We start from the raw sequence: 21,812 nt of genomic DNA, 5'->3' as shown, positions 1-21,812 counted from the left end.
GAGCAGTTACCTCTGCGTTAATTAGTTTGGGGTTCAAGCCTGCCGATAACTTTGACACAATCGTGCTTGAAGACTTCTTCCATGTGCGGTGCATCTTGCATCTCGTTGGTCAGGTCCTGACCGGGGAAGTGTAGAAATTCATGCAAGCCCAACCGCCATTTTGGGCATTCGGTCACATCATAGACAATGCCATCATGCGCTATCCACATGCGCGAGCCGCGCTCGCCAGTATTACGTTTTAGTTCAGACAAAGAGATCAACTTATCGGGGATCATGATGGATTGAAGGTAATGCCATCGGGCAGGTAGTGTCTGATATATTCGAGCAGGGAATAAACAATGAATGTGCAGCCGAACATTTCGATCGATTCTTCGATACTGGCGACAACAGCGTAGGTGTAATTCTTTAGTCCCAGATTTGCGGCGAAATAGCCACTGACCATTTCTCCGCCGATCACGCCCCCGATGTAAACACCCAGCGAAAGAAAGAAGAGCCATTTGAATTTTTTGTCCAGGTGTAGGAAGAACATGAGAAAGGTCAACCCGAACAGTGTCACGGCGATCATGCCGGGGATGATCCAGGCAAAATAGAAAAAACTCTCTGCGCCGAAGATGGCACGCATAGGCTTGATGAAGCGTTCGTGGATCACTGAAACTTCATCGACTGAGAGCATGAAGAAGACCAGGGCGAGTGCATTCCATTGAAAGCGGAATTTATCTTTGACGATGTTTTTCCATGCTCCGATGAATGCCAGCAAAAGTGCTGGAATGAACAGCAACAGCGCGTTTATGTACGTCGGAATATTGCCTTCCAGATCCATGTAGAACGCGGTCATCATCAGGTCGATCAGAAATTCATGCCATGTGCCACGGATGTCTGCAACGCCGAAGAAGCGCATGTGTTGTCCCCAAATGCTCATACCGATCAGTGCGGCGACCAGCGACATGAGAAAAATGAGCGTGCGTTTGGGGTTGATTTTTATTACAGGAGTTGGATTTGTCATGGGAGGAGAGCCTTCAGGTGAGATTATATCTTTTCTTGCGGGTCAGGCGTCGGCTTGGTTTGAAGCGGGGACGATCACGGTGCGAACATCGCCGCCAAATTGTTCCAGGTCATCCAGTGCGGAGTTGATCGCATCTGCATCTAATGGGATGGTTCGAGTGACAATATGTGATGTGTCCAGGATCTTGCGACGTGCCAGATCAACCAGCAGGGGTAATTCTTGCAGGTGATGGTCGTTTGAACCGATGAGTTCGACCTCATTGCCAAGCAATTCGGTGTAAGTTTGGATCTCGATCGACTTGTTCGAAAGCCCAACGATGACTACCCGCGCCATCACACCGGCGACTTGCAGAGCCTGTTTCATTGTTTGCGGTAAACCGATCATTTCGATGGCAACGTTCACGCCCTTGTTTTTGGTCAGACGTTTAATCTCTGACACAGGATCGACTTTTTTTGCGTTGACCGGAATCGCACCGTGCTGTCTGGCAAGGTCCAGCTTGTCTTCATTGATATCCACGGCATAGACCTCGATCGCACCGAAGGCTTTTGCCAGTTGAATGGCAGACTGGCCGAGTCCTCCCGCGCCGAAAATTGCCACTGTTTCCCCGCCTTGAATGCGACTCTTACGGAGTGCATGAAACGCGGTGGCACTGGCGCACATGAGCGTTGCGCCTTGTTCAAATGGAATTTCATCGGGCAGAGGGATGGCGTTGCGGGCAGGCACGGCAATATATTCCGCATAACCGCCGTTTGTGAAATGCCCGATCATAAGAACGTTTTCGCAAAACTGGTCATTGCCTGTTGAGCAGTGATAACAATCACCACAGGTGAGGTTGTAGTGCAGTGCTACCCGGTCGCCGACTTTTACATTCCCAACCTGAGACCCGATCTTTTCAACCACACCTGCCACTTCATGCCCAAGGGTAAGCGGCACAGGTCGGACGGGAGATATCCCGGCACGGTAGTGTGCATCAGAATGACAGACTCCGGCAGCTTTGACCTTCACTAAAATATCGCGATCCCCGATCTCGGGCACAGGGATATCTTGTTGTTGCAATGGCTGGTTAATGCCGATAAAGCGGACAGCTTTCATACTGCCTCCTGATTTGAGTTGGTTTGGTTCGTGATTATACAAGGGAAATGAAAATCTCCCGGATGCACCGGGAGATTTTCATTCAGAAAAATTTGTCCATGTTTATCTGAGGTGGAATACTGCGATCGAATTCCTTTTAGATCTGCATGCCTATATCGAATACGGCAGCATAGCCAATTTCTGTTTGAGTAGCGGAAAGCAGGAGTTGTTCTCCGCCATGGGTATAGATGCCATCCCGATCATTGCGGATATTGCGTTCGCCGCGACTGGCGTAGGGTTCCTGTGAATAAACTTGATCGGTGAAGGCGTCATCAAAAAAGACTTGCGAGGTAAAGTCGTATCCATGGATGCGGATCTTGAAATGAATATGCACAGCCCGACCCGGATACCAACCCGGATAGATGGTGGTGAATTTTACCTGTCCGTTTGTGTCTGTAGTTTGATATCCGCGCAGGAACTTTGTGCCAACGGCATTCTCTACATCAGAATAAACGCCGAATGCATCGCAATGCCAGATATCCACTTGTGCGCCTTCAAGGGCAAGACATCCATTTACGCTGATTTGCGACACATTGAAAGTCAGCTCAAGTGGCGCTCCTTCAGAAAGAGCTCCAGTAGACGGGTCGTTACGAATATCTGAACGATTGAGCATCTCATCTACAAAGTACGGTCCCTCGGTCATTTCCGGGCGCACCACGCAGGCAGGAACGGGCATGCCCACTGCCGCGAGCGTTGATGTCACGGCGGGCGAAGCAATGGTAGACGGCATTAAAGTAGGGTTCAAGGTTTCCATAACTTCAGGTGCGCAAGCTGCCAGTAGTGTTGCTGCACTGCCGAGCCCCAAAACTCTTAAAGCATCCCTGCGGCTGAGGATCGTGCCAATTGATTTATCGTCGTTATCCATTAAGTTTCTCCTGTATAAAGTTAACTTAGTGTAAAGTTTAGATTTAATAGGCACATGAAGAAATTATGTTTATTTAGTGAGCATTATTTCTTCCAATAGTTTTTCATAAGCTCGGTTGCCCATTGTGGCTGGCGCACATCTTCATTTGGAAGAAATTCTCTCAAGACTGGTTTGATATCGAAAATGGGCGTCCCATTGACCGCATCCAAACCCTGTACATGGAGATGTCGCCCTTCGCGCTTCAATATCTTGACGATGGTTGCGCCCAGCCTATTGGGCCTGTTCTTGCCCCGCTGGCTGAGAATCCCTACTTTGGGCCAGTCCGGGTTGTTGCGCGGATGGCGTGCGCCAGTTTCGATCTTGGAGTCGGACACAAGGTGAAAATAAAAGATGATCTCTGCATGCGAGAAACTTTCGATTCCCAGCAGGGCGTCTTCTGGCAGGGATGGATCCAATACAAGAATGGATATAACATCGCCCCAGTTATCGTCCTCAACTTCAACGCGTGAATTTTGTACAGATGCAATGGGAGTAAGTGTGATTTGGGATTTCATTTGTGCTTCTCGGATATTTTGTAAATGGTATTCCTGTTCCGGGTGGAGGCGGGAGCTTTGATCAGTTTCTCGATAAACATATTCGAGAGCAACGCTGTCTCGTTGGGGTGAGGCGAGGATCACGTTTCTGATTCGGATGTAGATTTTCACATCCCGTAAGCAAGGTAGGCGATGTACTATGCCATGTGCAAATTATACGATTTTAAGCGAATGTTAGATGGAGAATAATCTTTTGTTAATATGTTTCACTCAACTCCACCGATATAATGACGATGCTTTTTGGAAAGGAGAGATAAAAGTTATGAAAGAAGACGTGGATGTGTTGCTGATGGGAAAAAATCACGTGCGTTCTCTGCCTTTTTCTGGCGTGAAGAACTTTCGTGATCTGGGTGGGTATCGAACCAGGGATGGCAGGTCGGTTCGCTGGGGTCATTTGTATCGATCAGATAGTTTGCATAAATTAACGAATACAGATATCAAATTATTAACTTCGCTGAATTTGAGCGTCATCATTGATTTTCGGGCCAAACACGAAGTGGAGCGTGAGCCTGACAGGCTGCCTACAGATGTGAAGTTATTGAAACTTCCAATGGAGGATGCCAGCACGAAGGTCTGGCATGAAGCACGGGAAGAAATGGTCAAGAATATGAGGAATCTCGACCCTGCCAAATATATGGTCAAGACAAATGTCGAGTTGGCGACGAAATTCACCCCTGAATACATTCTGTTTCATCGTGAACTTCTTGCACACAATGGGCGTCCGATGTTGTTTCATTGTGCTGCGGGTAAAGACCGTACTGGATTTGCAGCGGCAACCATTTTGAAAATCCTTGGTGTTGATTGGGAAACGATCATGCAGGATTATTTGCTTACCAATAATTATTTATTGAATGCATATAAATGGGAGTTTTTCATGGCGCGCATCGTGAAAGGAAGGAAGTTCGTCGAAGGTATTCATGGGTTTATGAAAGCTGACGAACGCTACCTGTCTGCCGCATTCCTTGCGCTGGAGCGTGAGCACGGATCATTTGAGAATTATGTTCGCAATGGATTGAAGTTAACTGATAAAAATATTGAGCAAATGAAGAACTTTTATCTGGAATAATTTTAACAGTGGATTATTCATAAAACATCCCAAAATCATCGCGATAAATGGACATTTGGATCCAGTGTTCCCCGGATTCCTCTATTTTCTTTTCAAAAGTCATTCCAAGTTTTTCCAAAACCCGTAGAGATGCCAGGTTTTTGGAGCTTGCCCGCCCAACGATTTTTTCGATCTGGAATGTTGAGAAGCCCACTCGAAGTGCGGCGAACCCGGCTTCGGTGGCAAAGCCCTGCCCCCAAAACTTCCGGTGAAACCGAAAGCCCAGATCTACTTCCCGCCGTAATTGCGAGAAGTTTAATCCGCAAAACCCCATAAACTCTTCTGTGCTTGCAAGAAAGACGGACCATCTGCCGTAGCCGAATTGTTCGTAATGTTTGTAGTCGCGAATAAAGTTTCTTGCTTCAAGGATCGAAGCGAAGGACTTGTCTCCAGTGTACAGCAGCACTTCAGGGTCTGAGTTGAGTTCATAAAACCCAGCCGCGTCTCGAAGTGCGAAAGGTCTTAAGATGATTCGCGGAGTTTTGGCAATGATCTTGCGCATGAAGCTGGTGTGCTATTGCTTATTTAGAAGAACGTTTTTTAGTTCCATCATCGTCATAAATGGGATTGCGCCCGCCGCTTCCAGCTTTTTAACCGGTGTTAGTGCAGCGTGTCCATAAACGCGCATGCCAGCCCGAACCCCGGCAGTGACACCCGGAATGCTATCTTCGATGACGATACACCGTGAAGGTGGAACTCCAAATGCAAGTGCAGCTGCGAGGTAAACATCTGGTGCTGGTTTGGGGTTGGGCACTTCCATTCCACTAAAGATGGCTTCGCCGAAGAATGGAGCAAGTTTTGAGAGTCTCAAGCGCAGATCGATCTCATCGCGCGTTCCGTTCGAGGCGACGCAGAGGGGGACACGCAAGCTTTCAAGTAATTCGTAAATTCCCTCAACAACCCGCAACTCTTTTTCGGTTATGGCGATTAAGCGCTCATTAAAAACGCTCAAAAAGTTTTTAGGCGGAGTCCAATTCAATTCCTCTGCAATGGCACTGATGCGATCAGGCAGGGTGATACCGGAAAATTTTCGCAGGTAGGTGGGTTCATCCAAATTAAAACCGTGTTCACGGACGATCTGAACGAAAACCCGGTTTGCAAGCGGCTCACTATCTACCAAAACACCGTCGCAATCAAAGATGGCAAGTTCAAAAGGTAAGGAATTCATCGGGGCGGGATTATACACGTACAAATTAAGGCTGTCTTGCCGATGTATATCTATCTTTTCCGCAATATTAATAAACTAGAAAAATATCATAAATATTGACAAATCCCGGCAAGTTTGCTATAATACCGCTTCGAACAGTAAAAACGCCAGTAATGGCTTAATTTTCGCAGGAGTAAATGAATGTCGCAGCTTGAGATCAAGGATTTACATGTCAGCATTGAGGATAAAGAGATCCTCAAAGGGTTAACTCTGACCATTAAACAGGGTGAAATTCATGCCATCATGGGACCGAACGGTACGGGAAAGTCCACTTTGGCGTACACATTGATGGGGCATCCCAATTACACCGTGACTGGTGGGGAAGTGCTCGTTGATGGACAAAATGTTCTTGAGCTGGAGCCTGACGAACGCTCTCGCTTGGGAATTTTCCTTGCATTCCAATACCCAGTCGCCATCCCCGGTGTGACCGTGGCAAATTTCCTGCGGACTGCGATCAATTCCCGCCGTCGCGCTGAGAACCCCGAAGATAAAGGCATGCCCATCCCTGAATTCCGCAAGATGTTGAAGGAAAAGATGGACACCCTCAAAATGGATCATACCTTTGCAGGTCGTTATTTGAACGATGGCTTCTCTGGCGGTGAGAAGAAACGCGCCGAGATCTTGCAGATGGCAACTCTAAAACCGAAGTTCGCTGTTTTGGATGAAACCGATTCCGGTTTGGATATTGATGCGCTTCGCATTGTGTCCGAAGGCGTCAACGCTCTTTCGGGTCCCGAACTTGGAGTGTTGGTCATTACACATTATCAGCGCCTGTTGAATTACATCAAGCCCAATTTTGTCCATATCATGTTGGATGGGCGCATCGTTGAATCGGGTGGACCTGACCTGGCGCTGCACCTTGAAGAACAAGGCTACGACTGGGTGCGCGAGAAATACGAAGAGCCTGCATAACGTTGGCAGTTGAGCGATCCGGAGATTTAAAATGGCTGAAGAAACAAAACCTGACGACACCAAGCTCCTTGAGGAGATCGGTGAATATAAGTACGGCTTTCATGACCGTGATGATAACTACGTCTTCAAATCCGAACGCGGGTTGAGCCGTGCAGTTGTCGAAAATATCTCGCGCATGAAGAACGAACCCCAGTGGATGCTTGATTTTCGCCTCAAGGCATATGAGCATTACATCAATCGCCCCATGCCGAGTTGGGGACCCACTCTGGATGAGATCGACTTCGACAATATTTTTTATTACGTCAAGCCGACCGAGAAGAGCGAAAAGAGCTGGGATAACGTCCCCGATGACATTAAGAATACGTTCAATAAGCTGGGTATCCCTGAAGCTGAGCAAAAGTTTTTAGCTGGCGTTGGCGCCCAGTACGAATCCGAAATGGTATATCACTCCATTTTGGAGCATCTTGAAAAACAAGGCGTTGTATTCCTTTCCATTGAAGATGGTCTCAAGCAATACCCCGACCTGTTCAAGGAATATTTCGGTACCGTTATTCCGATCGAAGATAATAAATTTGCAGCATTGAATTCTGCTGTTTGGTCTGGTGGCTCCTTCGTGTATGTACCCAAGGGCGTCAAAGTAGATCTGCCCTTACAGGCATATTTTCGCTTGAACACAGCCAATGTGGGTCAGTTTGAGCGCACCCTTATCATCGTGGATGAAGGCGCTTCTGTGCATTATGTGGAAGGTTGTACTGCTCCGCAATACACCACCAACTCTTTTCACAGCGGTGTGATCGAGATCGTCGTCAAGAAGGGCGCTCGCTCGCGTTACTCCACCATTCAAAATTGGTCTACTAATGTCTTCAACCTTGTGACTCAGCGCGCCCAGGTCTTTGCCAACGCTTCCCACGAATGGGTGGATGCAAACCTTGGCTCCAAGTTGACCATGAAATACCCATCCTGCTATTTGATGGAACCCGGCGCTCATGGCGAAATGCTTTCCATGGCATTTGCGGGACCCGGGCAGACTCAAGATGCCGGCTCAAAAATGATGCACTTTGCGCCTAACACCACCAGCAAGATCGTGTCCAAATCCATCAGTAAGAGCGGCGGACGCGCTTCCTATCGCGGTATGGTCAAGGTATATAAAGGTTCCAAGGGCGTCAAATCCAACGTGGTTTGCGACGCACTTTTGCTTGACCCCAAATCACGCTCCGATACATACCCCACCATTGAGATCGACGAAGACGATGTGACCATCGGTCACGAAGCTTCCGTCAGCAAGGTGGGCGAAGAACAGCTCTTCTACCTCATGTCTCGCGGATTAAGTGAAGAAGAAGCGACCACCATGGTCGTCTCCGGCTTCATTGAACCGCTTGTCAAAGAACTCCCCATGGAATACGCAGTCGAAATGAATCGACTCATCCAGTTACAAATGGAAGGATCGATCGGCTAACATGCAAGAGAAACCAAAAGTAACCGTATCAAGAGGACGACGCGCCGATGTTGCTGCAAGGGAATTTAGCTTTACTCAGGCAGATGTCTCTTCAACAAACGGACTCGCCTCATTCCGAGCCGACGCCTGGAATTCATTCCAGAAACTTTCTCTCCCCGTCGCCACAGACGAGGCGTGGCGTCGCACCGACCTGCGCCTGTTGCCCGTTTCTGATTTCAAACTCCCCAAAGCAGGCGCATTTGAAGACCTGCCAGTTGTGCCCGATGAATTACTTAAACCATTGACCGGCGAGCAGCACGGCGGACAGATCACTCTTCTCCCTGGCGGTTCGAAAGTGGACCTGGATGAAACCCTTGCCAAAAAAGGAGTGGTCTTCACCGACTTCCGTACTGCTGAGAAGAACCATGCTGATTTGCTCAAAAAATTGATCGGTCAGATCGTCAAGCCGGAAGACGGCAAATTCGCTGCGTTGGCTTCGGCTATGTCTGAAAACGGTGTTTTGCTTTATGTACCCAAAGGTGTACAAGTGGAACAACCGCTTCACTCCGTATTGTGGGGACCAGGGTCTGCTCTGGCTCACTTTTCGCACCTCATCGTGTATGTGGAAGATGGCGCGTCTGTGACCTATGTTCATGAAGCTGCCTCACCTGATGAAGCAGGGCACGCCATGCATGCGGGAATTGTCGAAATTTATGTTGGTAAAGATGCCAACCTGCGTTTCGTGGAATTGCAATCCTGGGGTCGCCATGTTTGGAACTTTTCCCATGAACGTGCCCGTGTGGATCGCGGCGGCAACCTGGACTGGATCTTCGGTGCCGTGGGTTCACGCCTGACCAAAAACTTCTCTGATCTCGATCTGGCAGGTGACGGAGCTCAAGGGCGCATGTCTGGTTTCTACTTTACCGATGGAACTCAACATCTTGACCATGACACTCAGCAGAATCATCTTGCCCCACACTGCACCAGTGACCTTTTGTTCAAAGGTGCTCTCAAAGGAAAGAGCCGCTCGGTTTGGCAGGGCATGATCTATGTTGCCCCTGGGGCACAGAAGACCGATGGTTACCAAGCTAACCGTAACCTTGTTCTCGATGATCAGGCGCGCGCCGACTCGATTCCCGGTCTTGAGATCCTCGCCGATGATGTGCGCTGTACACACGGTGCGACCGTTGGTAAACTTGAACAGGAACCCCTGTTTTACCTCAAATCTCGCGGCATCCCTCAAAAGGAAGCTGAGCGTTTGGTGGTTGAAGGCTTTTTCGACCCGATCATGCAGCGCATCCCATTCGAAGGCGTGCGTGAGCGTTTTCAACAATCCATTCAAAATAAGTTGTTGGCGTAATTTATAAGACCTGGTGGTTTTTTTAGGGATCCATCAGGTCTTCAGAGTAGGTTTCTGCCTGGTGTGTTGGATCAGGCATCCCTTAAGGATGAGGCGGAGGGCGTCTCAATTTTTGTGAGTCAGGAAGTGGATTATGGCAGTCAAGTCTAAGATCAAACCAAAATCGAAAGTGAAGGCGGCGGTGAAAATAAAAGCGACGGTTAAGAAAGGGGCGTTGAAGGTCAGCACTACTCGTAAGACATCTTCAAGCTCAGCGTCAAAAGTAAAAGCGATTTCCAAGAATGCCAAGCCGGTCGCAAAAAACGCTTTGCATGCCGAGCGCAAAAAGACCAAACCAGCCGAGGCTCCGGTTGAAGTAACCCGGACGGTGAACCTTGCGAGTCAGATCCGCCAGCCGGTTAAACCCGTGATGCGAAAAAGCTCAGCGAGTGTTGGGGTTGCCAATGCTAATTTGTTCAAGTTCATGAAGGCGCCGCGCCCTGAGTATGCCTTTGAAGTGGGCGATACAGTGGAAGTGTTTTGCGACCACGAAAAGGGACGTGAGCGTGTGCGCGGGTGGATCAAGGGTATTGTGGTGCAGGTGGATAACAAGATGGTCGCGGTGCAGTTTCGTTCGAATGTATTTCTCACCGACGGCTGGATGGTTCCCGACCGTATCCTTTGGTATCCGTTGAACTCGGAGCATATCCGCCCTGTAACGACTGGCAAGAAGCCGCTGTTCAAAAAGGATATCATTCCTGATTATTAGTCTGATGGGCGGGTGATCTCCCGCCCTCTTTTCATCCTATGACACTCAACATAAACGAAATACGCAAGGATTTTCCTATTCTTCAACGCGAGACGAATAGTGGTGCTCGCATTGTTTATCTTGATTCAACCGCCACTTCGCAAAAGCCTGTACAAGTGATCGAAGCGATGAACGAGTATTATCGTCGTTCGAACGCGAACATTCACCGTGGTGTACATACACTTGCCGAGGAAGCTACGGCGATGTATGAAGGCGCACGGGAGCGTATTGCCAGATTTATCAATGCAGCTTCTTCTCGTGAGATCATCTACACCCGGAACACGACTGAGTCGATCAATCTGATCGCTTACTCCTGGGCGCGAGCGAATTTGAAAGCGGGCGATCTTGTCATTTTGACGGAGATGGAACATCATAGCAATCTCGTCCCCTGGCATATGCTTCAAGCCGAGCGAGGGATCGAATTGGAATTCATTCCAGTGACCGAAGAAGGTCTGCTGGATCTGGATGTTTATAAAACGCTTCTTGATCGGACCCCGAAACTGGTCTCGTTTACGCACATGTCCAATGTTTTGGGCACGATCAACCCGGCGGCTGAGATCATCAAGCTGGCTCATGCAGTTGGTGCGGTTGTGTTGGTGGATGGTGCTCAATCCGTCCCGCATCTCTCTGTTGATATGCAAGCATTGGATGCAGATTTCTATGCCTTCTCAGCGCACAAAATGTGCGGTCCAACAGGTATCGGCGCGTTGTATGGAAAATCTTCCTTGCTTGAAGCCATGCCTCCATTTCTTGGCGGCGGTGACATGATCAAGGAAGTGAAGCTTCGTTCCTTCCGTGCGAATACCCTGCCGCACAAGTTCGAGGCAGGAACACCTGCCATCGCGGAAGCGATCGGTTTTGGAGCAGCTGTGGATTACCTTACCAAAGTGGGTATGAAAGAAATTGCCGAGCACGAGCATGCGATCACGGAATATGCGCTGGAAAGGCTCGAAGAGATTCCCGGCGTGAAGTTGTTCGGTCCTGCAGCGGATAAAAAGGGCGGTGTGGCAGCTTTTACATTGGAAGGTATACATCCGCACGATGTGGCGCAAATACTGGATCAGGACGGCGTTGCAGTCCGTGCTGGTCATCATTGTGCCCAGCCATTGCATGAGAAGTTTGGCATTCCCGCCACCAGCCGCGCTTCATTCTATTTGTATAGCACAAAAGAAGAAGTGGATATGCTTGTGAATGGGTTGTATAAAGTAAAAGAATTGTTTGGATAAATTATTTAGGTGGTCTGGAATTTATTTGGGTAAACAGTTGTTTATTGCCCGCCCCAGTGATCCCTTGACCATCGAACCATGGAACTATACATATGGATGATCTGTATCGTGAAGTAATTATCGAGCACTACAAGAACCCTTCCTACCGCGGCAAACTAGACCCGCATGATATCTCTTTTGCAGATAACAATCCCCTGTGCGGTGATCACATTCAGATCGACCTGCGCGTGGATGCCGATGGGAAAGTGACTGAAGCGCGGTTTGACGGGCATGGTTGTGCTATTTCGCAAGCGTCAGCAGACCTGCTGATGGAAACCATCATTGGTAAACCGTTGGAAGAAGTGAAGAAGCTCAATAAACAGGATATCCTCGATATGCTTGGTATTGACCTTGGACCCGTCCGCCTGAAGTGTGCCTTGCTCTCACTCAAGGTTTTGAAAGCGGGAGTATACGGTTTGGGCGAAGCGGGTGATGACTTGGTGGAGTGAGTCGCGTGTCGTACCAGATCCGTGAAATGATAATAGAGGATTATGGCAATATCATCGCGATGTTCCAGGAAACGCCCGGGATATCCGTCCGTGAAGCGGATTCTCGTGAAGCAACCGAAATTTATTTACAAAGAAACCCCGGCTTAAGTTTTGTAGCTGTTGCTAATGGGAATATTGTTGGATGTGTCATGTCCGGGCACGATGGTCGCCGCGGCTACCTTCAACATCTGGTTGTGAAATCTGAGTTTAGAAAACTTGGGATCGGTACGAATCTGTATAAGGCATGTCTGGATGCCTTGCAAAAACTCGGGCTGTATAAAACTCATCTTTTTGTTCAAGCGACCAATCATGCTGGCGAGTCGTTTTGGCAAAAACAAGGATGGGTGTTGCGCGAAGAAGTTCATATGTATTCTTTCAATACTTCAAAAAACCTGAATATCTGAAACGGATAGCCTTTATGTTCAATTACACAACTTACGATGAAACGAAAGTGGAATTTTTAGAGATCGCCCCCGCCTCGGAATTGCCGAACGGCGAACGTCTCTTTGTAGATCTTGGCGATAAGCCTGTGGTCATTTTCAATATTGCCGGTCAGTTCTTTGCCATTGGTGACGTTTGCACTCACGATGAAGGTCCACTTGGGGATGGCTTACTGGAAGGCTTCAATGTTGTATGCCCCAGGCATGGAGCGGAATTCGACGTTCGTACCGGGCAGGCTGTACAAATGCCCGCCGTGGTGGATATTCCAGCATATCCGGTGGTGGTACGTGAAGGCGCGATCTTTATCGGACTCCCTAAAGAATGATTTCAATTCAACCCTCGCGAGTTTGCGGGGGTTGTTTATTTAAAATGGTATTATCTGTTCAGCGTGATAACATCCGACTGCCCTTTGTCAGCAGGTGATCTATGACTAGAATTCTAATCGTTGAAGATATGCCCGATAATGCAGAACTTGCTCGAAAAATACTCAGTTCGCGTGGGTATGAGGTCGTCCACGCATTAAGTGCCGAGGCGGGTTATCAGCTTGCGCTGGAGACCCACCCTGACCTGATCTTGCTCGATCTGGGGCTGCCAGACTATGATGGCTTGACCCTTGCAGGTCAGTTGCGGGAAGACCCCTTCTTTGAAAAACTCCCTATCATTGCATTCACAGCTTGGCCCTCCGACACAGCCAAACCCATGGCTGAGAGTTATGGCTGTAATGGCTTTATCGGAAAACCGATCATCAAGGTGAATGACTTTATTGCTCAGATCGAATTGTATCTTGGAAAATGATTTCTTTACTGGTTTAGAGAATGCCATCTTTATCAAATAATAAGATCGTACTGATACCGTCCAGTCGTTTTACGATCGATGAATTAACGACGATCTACAACCAGACCCGTGTGGATTATTTGATTCCCATGCCAATGAACGCATCCAGGCTTGCCGAATATGTGGCTGCTTATGATGTGGACCTGGATCACTCATTTGTTGCGTCTGAGAATGGGGAGTTGCGCGGTGTGGCTATGCTGGGCATACGCGCTGACCGTACCTGGATCACGCGCCTTGGGGTGATCCCATCGACACGGCGGGGTGGTGTCGGCGAGGCGTTGATGCACAGTTTACTTGACCGGTCTGAGCAGCTTGGCATCAATTTCAATATGCTGGAAGTGATCAAAAACAATACGCCAGCGCATCAATTATTCTTGAAACTTGGTTTTTATGAAGTGGGTGAACTGTTGATCTTGCGGCGTTCACCGTCCAAAACAATTATGGAGCCTGTAATAGCAGACGCACGCAGGCTGGAGCGATATGAGGCGCTGGACCTGGTTGGCTATGACCGCGGCACCCAACCCTGGACCAATCAATCTGAGTCCATGAGCCATGCACAGGATATTTCGGGGTTATATCTGACATTGCCAAATGGGAGCAGTGGCTGGCTGGTCTATCAACGCCAAAAATTCATGCTGACACATTTCATCTATAAGACTGAGGTCGGCGATCCGGCTGAAATGGCATACGCGTTTCTTTCGCATTTACATCATCAATATCCACGCCTTGATACGCATATTGAGAATATTCAGGCTAACGATCCACATTTGCCTGGCTTTTATAAAATGGGATACGTTGAAGCCTTTCGCCGTATAGAAATGTGGCGCGGTGACCCGCCCAAATCTCTTGTTGCCAAATAAAAAAAGGCTGTTCCAATTTTGGAGCAGCCTTTTTTATTTACCAGTCTCCAGCATGCAGAGCTTTGAACTTCAAGTTATTCGAACTTTCCAACGATCCTCAAAATATCGAATCCTTCCGCAAACGGTCGTTCTGCCAATGCTCCATGCCGGACCATAATCGAGCGGGTCAACTCGGCATTGAAGTAGTAACGGTCTTGGTAGGTGGCATACTGCGCCAGCGCTTCGATCTTCTTGTTTACATTTATTTCAGTGACTTCTACCAAAAAATTGGGAAAGAACCCATACGAAGAGCGCACCACGTCAAAGCCCAGCACCGTGATCCCACGAAAGGCACGCAGCGCCTCATCCGTCATCGTATTGTGATCCTGGTGAACATCCTGCTTCGAGTGCGTGAAGATCAGGTCGGGCTTGAATTCCTTGCGGAGTTTGAGGAAGTATTCAAGAATATCCTGCCGGGCATCCGGAAAGACACGTGTAGTGAATGGACCGAAGTTGATCTTTTCTTCAGGAACGCCCAGCACCTTCATGGAGTTGATGTGTTCGTTTTTGACCTTTTGCAGATCAGGGTTTTTCTGGTTGTCTGAAAGGGTTACGCACAAGATCTCAGTTTTATTGACGATATTGTGTATCAAAGCACCGCACCCGATCTCAATATCGTCCGGGTGTGCGCCGAGGAATAGGACTCGTTTGCCGAAGAAGTTCATAAATTTAGATGGTGGACGGTGGACGATAGACCACAGACGGTTTTTTTCATCGTCTATGATTCATTGTCTATCGTCAGTTTTATTTTGTCGCCAGAATTCCGCCGATGACCTTGGTCATCACCAGTTTGCCGTCGCGGTCAAACCACTTCTTGGCAACCTCTTCGATCTTGCCGATCAGGGCTTCGTATTCATCTTTTCCGTTGAACATGGAGGTCCATAAACGGCGATCTTCACCGAGTGATGCACGGACGTAGTCAATGAATGGTGCAACTTCAGGGAAGGTAAGATGATTTTCAAATTTGTGCAGTTCGGTCTTTGCAAAAATGCGATCAATGGTGCTGAAGATATCACCCTTGAAACGGGAAGAACCCGGCATGGGCGGAATGGGCTTATTGGTGGCTTCTTTGATGATGTCGTAGAACATCTGCTTGTTTTCCGGCAGTGGGCCGGAGACGAAAAGCCGTCCGCCAGGTTTCAGCACGCGGTGAGCTTCACCAAAGGTAAAGTCGAGGTCTGAGGCGTAGTAGATCGCAAATGCCGAAGTGCAGAGGTCGAACGAACCGTCTTCGAATTTGAATTTTTCGTTGAAATCCAGGAACTGAAAGTCTATGTTCGCGCCGGTCTTTTTATTCTTTTCGCGCGCCTTCTCGAGCAGTTCTTCGGAGAAGTCACCGCCGGTGATTTTTGCTCCGCCTTTAACGTAATCATTGAACAGGAAGCACAGTTTTCCCGCACCGCAGCCCACATCCAAAATGGTCATGCCTGCCTTGGGTTGCAGCAATTCATTGGTCCACATATCGATATTGGCTGAACCATATTTTTCATGAATGTCGATCCGCATCAGTAAATCTTTGCTGGGTTCCTGATAGTCAATTTTCATTTTTTCTCTCCTTGAAAATAATAGGGGAATTATACCAAACATAAAAACAAAATTCACCGACTGAATTTTGACAGGAAAGCCATGATAAAATCTGCGCATTGGAGCGATCATGGCAAACAAGATTCAAGCAGTAAAAGGCACTCGCGAATTTTACCCGGAGCAAATGGCTCTGCGGAATTTTATCTATGGAAAGATGTGCGCCGCTTCCCAGGCATTTGGTTACCAGGAATGGGACGCACCGTTTATTGAGACCATTGACCTGTATGCGGCAAAATCTGGCGAAGAGTTGGTGAAGAAACAGTCATTCACATTTGAAGACCGTGGCGGCGATTTTGTGACCTTGCGCCCAGAATTGACGCCCAGTCTGGCACGAATGATCGCGGCAAAACAAGGCGAACTAACCTATCCGGTGCGCTGGTGGTCCTTCGGTCCGTTCTGGCGCTATGAACAGCCTCAAAAGGGGCGTACACGTGAGTTTTTTCAATGGAACGTGGATATGCTTGGAGTCAACTCGCCTGAAGCGGATGCAGAGTTGATCGCTGTTGGTGCGACCTTCCTGCGCTCGGTCGGACTCAGCCCGGAGCGGGCTCTGATCTATGTGAATAATCGCCGCTTGATGGATTCTGAATTCGACGCCTTGGGCATTCCTGTGGAAAAGCGCCTCGATGTTTCGAACCTCGTTGACCGCCGCACCAAGATGGAAGCCGCGAAGTGGGATGCGAACGCCTTTGACCTCGGCTTGAACCAGACTCAACTCGATGGTTTGAAAGACATTCTCGGTAATTTTGAACTGTGGAAGAAAAGTGACGAGCTGACCCGTCTTTTCGCTGCGTTGGAAGCTCTGGGCGTAAAGGAATATGTAAAATTTGACCCAAATATCATGCGCGGACTGTTGTATTACACCGGCACAGTCTTTGAAGCCTTTGATACCAGCGGCTCTTTAAAGCGTGCCATTTTTGGCGGCGGGCGTTATGACAATCTACTTGCCGACGTGGGTGGACAGCCGCTCTCGGGGGTTGGCTTTGCAATGGGGGATGTGGTGATCGGACTTATCCTACAGGAAGCTGGGTTGGTGCCGGAATTTCAGCCTAGCCCTGCACAGGTATTGGTGACTGTATTCGACGAGACGTTGTGGATGCGTTCTTTTGCCCTGGCTGCTGAACTGCGACAGGCAGGCATGAATGTGATGGTTTCGCCGGAACCGAACAAATTGCCCAAACAATTTAAATTTGCGGACAAGATGAAGATCAAGGTGGCGCTGGTGCTCGGACCCGACGAAGCAGAGAAAGGCTTGGTCGTCATCAAAAACCTTACGAATGGCGAGCAGGTTCAGGTCAAAAAAGAAGCGTTGGTCGATTCTGTTATGGGTATTTTGAAAAATGCCTGAAATTCGTCCTGTCTCAAAAGAGAACTGGCGGGAACTGATCGCCCTGAAAGTTCGGGAAGATCAGAAGCATTTTGTGGCGACTAATCTTTATTCGATCGCGGAAGCTCAATTTGGCGAAGATATCCCAGACGAAGGGTATTGGGCGATGGAACCCTATGGTATCTATGAAGAAGATAAGCCGGTTGGCTTTTTGATGATGTCGTATAACTATAGTTTCTCCAGATTTCAGGGTTTTATCTTGCGGCTGATGGTGGATGAGAAACGTCAAGGCAAGGGGTACGGCAAATTTGGTATGGAGTGGATGCTCGAAAAATATCGCAGTGACCCTCGTATAACGGCGGTCGCCATCAGTTATGAACCAGAAAATGAAACCGCACGCAAGTTATATGCTTCCTATGGTTTTGTAGAGACCGGGGAGATCGTGGATGGAGAAGCGTTGGCGCTCTTGAACCTGCGGTGATTTGTGGTAAAATTTTGCCCGCTTCTCCAAAAGAATATTGGAGCAGGCAAACATGGAGCCTGTAGCTCAACGGCAGAGCGCTACACTGTGGCTGTAGATGTTGTGGGTTCGAAACCCATCAGGCTCCCACTGAAACCCTCAAGTGTTTGAGGTGAACATCTGTGGAGTTGCCCCATCGAGGGGTATTGGGTTCGAAGCCCATCAGACTCCCAAACAAAACCTCTGGGCAAAAAGCTCGGGGGTTTTTTATAAAAACTCGGAGGTCTCATGAAGAAGCATCTGGTCGAGCCTGGAAAGAAGATCAAATTGTCGGAACGGGACCCGCAGGATATCGGTGATTTTAAGGGCGGAAAAGAAGAGGGTCTTAAAGCGATCTCAAAGTTGAATGAAAAATTGCAGGAATTGCAGGAATTGCTTTATGCAGAAGGCAGGCATAAAGTGCTGGTTGTTCTGCAAGCCATGGATACAGGCGGCAAGGACGGCGCGATCCGCCGTGTGTTCGATGGGGTTAACCCACAAGGTGTGAAAGTGGCGAGTTTCAAAGTGCCGACCGGCGAAGAATTGGCGCACGATTTCCTGTGGCGTATTCACAAACAAACTCCCGCAAGCGGCGAGATTGTGATCTTCAATCGCAGTCATTATGAAGATGTTCTGGTTGTGCGGGTGCATGGCTATGTAGATAAAAATGTCTGGTCAAAGCGCTATGAACAGATTAATGCCTTTGAAAAGATCCTGGCGGAGAACGGTACGACCATCCTTAAATTCTTCCTGCATATCAGTAAAGACGAACAAAAGGAACGATTGCAAGCCCGCCTGGATGACCCCACCAAACATTGGAAATTCAGCCTGGGTGATTTGGACGAGCGTAAATTATGGGGTGACTATCAAGCCGCATATGAAGATGTATTAAATAAGACCAGCTCAACACATGCGCCGTGGTATATCGTGCCCGCCAATCGTAAGTGGTATCGCGATCTTGTGATCTCAAAAATTTTAGTGGAGACTTTGGAGAATTTGAACATGAAATACCCCGAGCCCAAAGATGATCTTTCAGGGATTGTGATCGAGTAACTCATTGGGAGTAAAATCAGATCATGTCTAAAACGATCAATGTGCTTTTTCTCGCCGCCGAAGCTGACCCATTTATCAAGGTTGGCGGGCTCGGCGATGTTGCAGGGGTTTTGCCGCGTGAGTTGCGCGCGCTTTCAAATGACGAAATTAAATTGGATGTGCGGCTAGTGCTGCCATATCACCCGGCGGTGAAAGCGGAAAACCTTCGTCCGTTGGATCTGTTCTCCATTCCACGCGGCGACTCAGAGGTTGGGGTGGAGGCGTTCGAGACCACGTTGAATGGCTTGCCAGTTTATTTTATCGGCGGTGAGCCCATTCGAGCGAACGGTTCTGTCTATTCGTTGGATGCTGCCAAAGATTCTGAAAAATATGCCTTCTTTTCGATGGCGGCAATGGAACTTCCCAAACATATCAATTGGCAGCCGGATGTTATTCATGCAAATGATTGGCATACATCGTTGAGCCTGTATGTGAACCTGACCAAGCGCTGGGAAGCTGGAGCAAAACATGTGGCAGGTGTCATCACATTGCATAACCTGCCATTTATGGGGGCGGATGTAGGCGCTATCCTTGAAAGTTATGGGGTCAAGCTGGCGCAAACCGACCTGCCTGAGTGGGCGCGTGTCCTGCCATTGCCGCTGGGTTTGTGGGCATCTGATGCGATCGTCGCTGTGTCACCGGGATATGCGGGCGAAGTGCTCACTGAAGAGTTTGGCTGCGGCTTGTACGATTTCCTCAATCTGCGTAAAGAATCCTTGAGTGGAATTTTGAACGGTATTGATATGGTCTCATTTGACCCGTCGGTTGACAAGGCGTTAAGCGTAAATTACAGTTTGGATACTTTCAACCGCCGCACTGAGAATAAAGAATTGCTGCAAGAAAAGCTCGGACTGGCTCGCGACCCGAATGTGCCGCTGTTGGCAGTCATCTCACGTATGGATGTTCAAAAAGGCGTCGATCTGGCTTTTACAGCACTCAAGAACATGAAGCGTATCAATTTTCAGGCGGTCATCTTGGGGACGGGCGACCCGAAACTTGAAGAAGCCGCTCGCGAATTGCAGACCCTCTTCCCGGATAAGATAAAAGCAGAGCTAAAGTTTGATGCGAACCTTGCCCGCCAGATCTATGCGGGTGCAGATATGATCCTCATGCCCTCTCGTTATGAACCATGCGGGCTTGCACAGATGATCGCAATGCGCTATGGCTGTGTGCCAGTTGTACGCTCGGTAGGCGGTTTGAAAGACACGGTCAAGCCGAATGAGACTGGATTCGTTTTTGAAAAGATGCATCACATGTCTCTGGTCAGCGCAATCAAAGCTGGTATGAAAACACTCACTGATCGTGAAAAATGGGAAACTTTACAGCGCAATGGCATGGCAAAAGATTTTTCCTGGGAAGCGTCTGCAAGGGAGTATCTCAAAATTTACCAGTCACTGGTGAAATAAAAAATTCGCTCACATGTGAGCATAAACTACAAGGTGAACATGGCATTCAAGCGTTCTTCTGGTATTTTGTTTCATCCCACTAGTCTACCCGGTCCATATGGTATTGGCGACCTTGGACCACAGGCATATCGCTTTATCGATTGGCTTGCATCTACTCATTGTAAGATCTGGCAGATCCTGCCTTTGGGTCCCACCGGTTACGGAGATTCCCCCTATCAATGTTTTTCAGCATTCGCGGGTAATCCCTACCTTATTAGCCCCGACGACCTGCTTGTCGAAGGTTTGGTGACACAAGCTGATTTGGATGCATTAAAAGATTTACCTGCCTCACGCGTAGACTTTGGGCTGGTCATCCCTAAAAAGCTTGACCTTTTGCTCAAGGCTTACCAACACTTCCAATCCGATCCTGGAGAGTTGCGCGATGCCTTCAGTTATTTCTGTGCCGAAAATGCTTTCTGGCTCGATGACTTCTCGCTTTTTATGGCATTGAAGGAAGCCAATGGCGGCGGTGCATGGAATGGCTGGGATGCCGCCTTGCGTACCCGTAAAAAAGCCGCGCTTAACAAAGCCAAAAAGGAATTGGGCGAATCGATCGAACGCTATTCCTTCTATCAGTTCCTTTTCTTCCGCCAGTGGAGCAGGCTGCGCAAGTATGCCAACGAACGCGGGATTCAGATCATGGGTGATATTCCGATCTTTGTCGCCTATGATTCTGCTGATGTGTGGGCGAACCCCGACCTCTTCTTCCTTGATGAGGCTGGCAACCCAACTGTAGTTGCTGGCGTTCCGCCTGATATTTTCTCCACCACTGGTCAATTGTGGGGAAATCCGCTCTACAATTGGAAGATCCACAAAAAGGATGGTTACGCCTGGTGGCTTTCCCGCATTCGCGCCGTTTTGCAGACAGTGGATATTTTGCGCTTCGACCACTTTCGCGGTTTTGCGGGGTATTACGAAATTCCTGCCACCGATACCACAGCTGAACATGGACGCTGGGTGCCTGGACCTGGTAAGGACCTATTCCGCGCCGTGGATGAAGACTTGGGCAATGGTGTGATCGTGCCCGGCACAGGGTTACCTATCGTAGCAGAAGATCTTGGCTTGGTGACACCGGATGTAATTGAATTGTTGGCTGCCTTTGATCTGCCCGGCATGAAGGTTTTACAATTCGGCTTTTCAGGACCTGATAATCCTTTCCTGCCGCACAATTACATCCCGAATTGCGTTGCTTATACTGGTACACATGATAACGATACCGCTGTAGGTTGGTACGTCAGTGCGCCCGAAGCCGAGAAGGATTTTGCCCGTCGTTATCTTGGTGTAGATGGGCATCATTTTTCCTGGGACCTTATTCGGGCAGTCTGGAAATCGGTGGCAGTCTTTGCCATTGCCCCCATGCAAGATGTCCTCAGTTTGGGAGGTGAAGCTCGCATGAACTTCCCCAGTAAACTTGGTGGCAACTGGGAGTGGCGTATGTCGGAGGATGACTTCCGCGAAGACCTCGCTGCCGGGCTCAGAGACTTGAACTGGATGACTTTGAGATAAAAATAAAACGCCTCGTACGAGGCGTTTTATTTTT

At 48.6% G+C, this 21,812-nt stretch carries 25 protein-coding genes and 1 tRNA gene; 17 read left to right on the top strand and 9 right to left on the bottom strand.

The features are described 5' to 3' along the window. Positions 1–17: 17 nt before the first annotated feature. From IPG80_RS17290 to IPG80_RS17270, 5 genes are all read right to left on the bottom strand, one after another. Positions 18–275 carry a cytochrome b5 domain-containing protein gene (locus IPG80_RS17290; protein WP_345109438.1) on the bottom strand — a complete coding sequence of 86 codons (258 nt, stop codon included), beginning with the start codon at positions 273–275 and terminating at the stop codon, positions 18–20. Beyond that, on the bottom strand, positions 272–1,003 hold the full coding sequence (locus IPG80_RS17285; RefSeq protein ID WP_345109435.1) for a hypothetical protein: 732 nt from the start codon (positions 1,001–1,003) through the stop codon (positions 272–274). The genes IPG80_RS17290 and IPG80_RS17285 overlap by 4 nt, the downstream gene beginning before the upstream one ends. A gap of 42 nt (positions 1,004–1,045) precedes the next feature. After that, the gene (locus IPG80_RS17280; protein WP_345109432.1) at positions 1,046–2,095 is read right to left on the bottom strand and encodes a zinc-binding dehydrogenase; all 1,050 of its coding nucleotides are present in this window, start codon (positions 2,093–2,095) and stop codon (positions 1,046–1,048) included. Between the two features lie 136 nt (positions 2,096–2,231). Then, positions 2,232–2,999, bottom strand: coding sequence for an intradiol ring-cleavage dioxygenase (locus IPG80_RS17275; RefSeq protein WP_345109430.1), 768 nt, complete (start codon positions 2,997–2,999; stop codon positions 2,232–2,234). Positions 3,000–3,082: 83 nt separating this feature from the next. Then, a complete protein-coding gene (locus IPG80_RS17270) occupies positions 3,083–3,553 on the bottom strand; it encodes an SAM-dependent methyltransferase (protein ID WP_345109427.1) in 471 nt (156 codons plus the stop codon). A 301-nt stretch (positions 3,554–3,854) separates the two neighbouring features. Between IPG80_RS17270 and IPG80_RS17265 the strand changes: the two genes are divergently transcribed. Continuing rightward, on the top strand, positions 3,855–4,658 hold the full coding sequence (locus IPG80_RS17265) for a tyrosine-protein phosphatase (protein ID WP_345109424.1): 804 nt from the start codon (positions 3,855–3,857) through the stop codon (positions 4,656–4,658). A 13-nt stretch (positions 4,659–4,671) separates the two neighbouring features. Here IPG80_RS17265 and IPG80_RS17260 read toward each other — a convergent pair whose 3' ends face one another. Together IPG80_RS17260 and IPG80_RS17255 are read right to left on the bottom strand one after the other, a co-directional pair. Beyond that, positions 4,672–5,199: a GNAT family N-acetyltransferase gene (locus tag IPG80_RS17260; protein WP_345109422.1), complete on the bottom strand. Its 528-nt coding sequence runs from the start codon at positions 5,197–5,199 to the stop codon at positions 4,672–4,674. A gap of 12 nt (positions 5,200–5,211) precedes the next feature. Beyond that, positions 5,212–5,865: an HAD family phosphatase gene (locus IPG80_RS17255; RefSeq protein WP_345109419.1), complete on the bottom strand. Its 654-nt coding sequence runs from the start codon at positions 5,863–5,865 to the stop codon at positions 5,212–5,214. Between the two features lie 180 nt (positions 5,866–6,045). Here IPG80_RS17255 and sufC point away from each other — a divergent pair, with 180 nt between their 5' ends. From sufC to IPG80_RS17205, 10 genes are all read left to right on the top strand, one after another. Further along, complete coding sequence (sufC, locus tag IPG80_RS17250; RefSeq protein ID WP_345109416.1) at positions 6,046–6,816, top strand: Fe-S cluster assembly ATPase SufC; 771 nt, start codon at positions 6,046–6,048, stop codon at positions 6,814–6,816. A 31-nt stretch (positions 6,817–6,847) separates the two neighbouring features. Continuing rightward, positions 6,848–8,272, top strand: a complete 1,425-nt coding sequence (gene sufB, locus IPG80_RS17245) for a Fe-S cluster assembly protein SufB (protein WP_345109413.1) — start codon at positions 6,848–6,850, stop codon at positions 8,270–8,272. 1 nt (position 8,273) lies between these two features. After that, positions 8,274–9,611 carry a Fe-S cluster assembly protein SufD gene (sufD, locus tag IPG80_RS17240; protein WP_345109410.1) on the top strand — a complete coding sequence of 446 codons (1,338 nt, stop codon included), beginning with the start codon at positions 8,274–8,276 and terminating at the stop codon, positions 9,609–9,611. Between the two features lie 133 nt (positions 9,612–9,744). After that, complete coding sequence (locus tag IPG80_RS17235; protein ID WP_345109408.1) at positions 9,745–10,359, top strand: hypothetical protein; 615 nt, start codon at positions 9,745–9,747, stop codon at positions 10,357–10,359. A gap of 38 nt (positions 10,360–10,397) precedes the next feature. Further along, positions 10,398–11,624, top strand: coding sequence for a cysteine desulfurase (locus tag IPG80_RS17230; protein ID WP_345109406.1), 1,227 nt, complete (start codon positions 10,398–10,400; stop codon positions 11,622–11,624). Between the two features lie 92 nt (positions 11,625–11,716). Beyond that, the gene (gene sufU / locus IPG80_RS17225) at positions 11,717–12,112 is read left to right on the top strand and encodes a Fe-S cluster assembly sulfur transfer protein SufU (protein ID WP_345109403.1); all 396 of its coding nucleotides are present in this window, start codon (positions 11,717–11,719) and stop codon (positions 12,110–12,112) included. 26 nt (positions 12,113–12,138) lie between these two features. After that, entirely contained in the window at positions 12,139–12,555 is a 417-nt protein-coding gene (locus tag IPG80_RS17220; RefSeq protein ID WP_345110159.1) for a GNAT family N-acetyltransferase, read from the top strand. Between the two features lie 14 nt (positions 12,556–12,569). After that, on the top strand, positions 12,570–12,917 hold the full coding sequence (locus IPG80_RS17215) for a non-heme iron oxygenase ferredoxin subunit (protein WP_345109400.1): 348 nt from the start codon (positions 12,570–12,572) through the stop codon (positions 12,915–12,917). Positions 12,918–13,018: 101 nt separating this feature from the next. Beyond that, a complete protein-coding gene (locus IPG80_RS17210) occupies positions 13,019–13,387 on the top strand; it encodes a response regulator (protein WP_345109397.1) in 369 nt (122 codons plus the stop codon). A gap of 20 nt (positions 13,388–13,407) precedes the next feature. Beyond that, complete coding sequence (locus IPG80_RS17205; RefSeq protein WP_345109394.1) at positions 13,408–14,286, top strand: GNAT family N-acetyltransferase; 879 nt, start codon at positions 13,408–13,410, stop codon at positions 14,284–14,286. Between the two features lie 74 nt (positions 14,287–14,360). On the opposite strand, the gene IPG80_RS17200 is transcribed toward IPG80_RS17205, so the two are convergent. Both IPG80_RS17200 and IPG80_RS17195 read right to left on the bottom strand, forming a co-directional pair. Continuing rightward, on the bottom strand, positions 14,361–14,990 hold the full coding sequence (locus IPG80_RS17200) for a PIG-L family deacetylase (RefSeq protein WP_345109391.1): 630 nt from the start codon (positions 14,988–14,990) through the stop codon (positions 14,361–14,363). 79 nt (positions 14,991–15,069) lie between these two features. After that, positions 15,070–15,870 (bottom strand): class I SAM-dependent methyltransferase, encoded by an 801-nt coding sequence (locus IPG80_RS17195; protein WP_345109388.1) that lies wholly within the window; start codon positions 15,868–15,870, stop codon positions 15,070–15,072. A 109-nt stretch (positions 15,871–15,979) separates the two neighbouring features. On the opposite strand from IPG80_RS17195, the gene hisS reads away from it, so the two are divergent. From hisS to malQ, 6 genes are all read left to right on the top strand, one after another. Continuing rightward, positions 15,980–17,257 (top strand): histidine--tRNA ligase, encoded by a 1,278-nt coding sequence (gene hisS, locus IPG80_RS17190; protein ID WP_345109385.1) that lies wholly within the window; start codon positions 15,980–15,982, stop codon positions 17,255–17,257. After that, entirely contained in the window at positions 17,250–17,717 is a 468-nt protein-coding gene (locus tag IPG80_RS17185) for a GNAT family N-acetyltransferase (protein ID WP_345109383.1), read from the top strand. Before hisS ends, IPG80_RS17185 begins: the two co-directional genes overlap by 8 nt. Before the next feature lie 55 nt (positions 17,718–17,772). Beyond that, a tRNA-His gene (locus IPG80_RS17180) sits at positions 17,773–17,844 on the top strand. A gap of 140 nt (positions 17,845–17,984) precedes the next feature. Beyond that, entirely contained in the window at positions 17,985–18,788 is an 804-nt protein-coding gene (locus IPG80_RS17175; RefSeq protein WP_345109380.1) for a polyphosphate kinase 2 family protein, read from the top strand. Positions 18,789–18,811: 23 nt separating this feature from the next. Next, on the top strand, positions 18,812–20,233 hold the full coding sequence (locus IPG80_RS17170) for a glycogen/starch synthase (RefSeq protein ID WP_345109377.1): 1,422 nt from the start codon (positions 18,812–18,814) through the stop codon (positions 20,231–20,233). A 15-nt stretch (positions 20,234–20,248) separates the two neighbouring features. After that, positions 20,249–21,778, top strand: coding sequence for a 4-alpha-glucanotransferase (malQ, locus tag IPG80_RS17165; RefSeq protein ID WP_345109374.1), 1,530 nt, complete (start codon positions 20,249–20,251; stop codon positions 21,776–21,778). The last annotated feature ends 34 nt before the right edge of the window (positions 21,779–21,812 follow it).

The sequence above is a fragment of the Candidatus Villigracilis vicinus genome (genome assembly GCF_016702885.1).
In the GTDB taxonomy this organism is placed as follows: domain Bacteria; phylum Chloroflexota; class Anaerolineae; order Anaerolineales; family Villigracilaceae; genus Villigracilis; species Villigracilis vicinus.
This window is presented reverse-complemented; position numbering and strand designations above follow the sequence as displayed.

Coding starts and splice junctions, on each gene's coding strand:
- IPG80_RS17290 (WP_345109438.1), bottom strand. CDS start 275: ATGATCCCCGATAAGTTGATCTCTTTGTCTGAACTAAAACGTAATACT.
- IPG80_RS17285 (WP_345109435.1), bottom strand. CDS start 1,003: ATGACAAATCCAACTCCTGTAATAAAAATCAACCCCAAACGCACGCTC.
- IPG80_RS17280 (WP_345109432.1), bottom strand. CDS start 2,095: ATGAAAGCTGTCCGCTTTATCGGCATTAACCAGCCATTGCAACAACAA.
- IPG80_RS17275 (WP_345109430.1), bottom strand. CDS start 2,999: ATGGATAACGACGATAAATCAATTGGCACGATCCTCAGCCGCAGGGAT.
- IPG80_RS17270 (WP_345109427.1), bottom strand. CDS start 3,553: ATGAAATCCCAAATCACACTTACTCCCATTGCATCTGTACAAAATTCA.
- IPG80_RS17265 (WP_345109424.1), top strand. CDS start 3,855: ATGAAAGAAGACGTGGATGTGTTGCTGATGGGAAAAAATCACGTGCGT.
- IPG80_RS17260 (WP_345109422.1), bottom strand. CDS start 5,199: ATGCGCAAGATCATTGCCAAAACTCCGCGAATCATCTTAAGACCTTTC.
- IPG80_RS17255 (WP_345109419.1), bottom strand. CDS start 5,865: ATGAATTCCTTACCTTTTGAACTTGCCATCTTTGATTGCGACGGTGTT.
- sufC (WP_345109416.1), top strand. CDS start 6,046: ATGTCGCAGCTTGAGATCAAGGATTTACATGTCAGCATTGAGGATAAA.
- sufB (WP_345109413.1), top strand. CDS start 6,848: ATGGCTGAAGAAACAAAACCTGACGACACCAAGCTCCTTGAGGAGATC.
- sufD (WP_345109410.1), top strand. CDS start 8,274: ATGCAAGAGAAACCAAAAGTAACCGTATCAAGAGGACGACGCGCCGAT.
- IPG80_RS17235 (WP_345109408.1), top strand. CDS start 9,745: ATGGCAGTCAAGTCTAAGATCAAACCAAAATCGAAAGTGAAGGCGGCG.
- IPG80_RS17230 (WP_345109406.1), top strand. CDS start 10,398: ATGACACTCAACATAAACGAAATACGCAAGGATTTTCCTATTCTTCAA.
- sufU (WP_345109403.1), top strand. CDS start 11,717: ATGGATGATCTGTATCGTGAAGTAATTATCGAGCACTACAAGAACCCT.
- IPG80_RS17220 (WP_345110159.1), top strand. CDS start 12,139: ATGATAATAGAGGATTATGGCAATATCATCGCGATGTTCCAGGAAACG.
- IPG80_RS17215 (WP_345109400.1), top strand. CDS start 12,570: ATGTTCAATTACACAACTTACGATGAAACGAAAGTGGAATTTTTAGAG.
- IPG80_RS17210 (WP_345109397.1), top strand. CDS start 13,019: ATGACTAGAATTCTAATCGTTGAAGATATGCCCGATAATGCAGAACTT.
- IPG80_RS17205 (WP_345109394.1), top strand. CDS start 13,408: ATGCCATCTTTATCAAATAATAAGATCGTACTGATACCGTCCAGTCGT.
- IPG80_RS17200 (WP_345109391.1), bottom strand. CDS start 14,990: ATGAACTTCTTCGGCAAACGAGTCCTATTCCTCGGCGCACACCCGGAC.
- IPG80_RS17195 (WP_345109388.1), bottom strand. CDS start 15,870: ATGAAAATTGACTATCAGGAACCCAGCAAAGATTTACTGATGCGGATC.
- hisS (WP_345109385.1), top strand. CDS start 15,980: ATGGCAAACAAGATTCAAGCAGTAAAAGGCACTCGCGAATTTTACCCG.
- IPG80_RS17185 (WP_345109383.1), top strand. CDS start 17,250: ATGCCTGAAATTCGTCCTGTCTCAAAAGAGAACTGGCGGGAACTGATC.
- IPG80_RS17175 (WP_345109380.1), top strand. CDS start 17,985: ATGAAGAAGCATCTGGTCGAGCCTGGAAAGAAGATCAAATTGTCGGAA.
- IPG80_RS17170 (WP_345109377.1), top strand. CDS start 18,812: ATGTCTAAAACGATCAATGTGCTTTTTCTCGCCGCCGAAGCTGACCCA.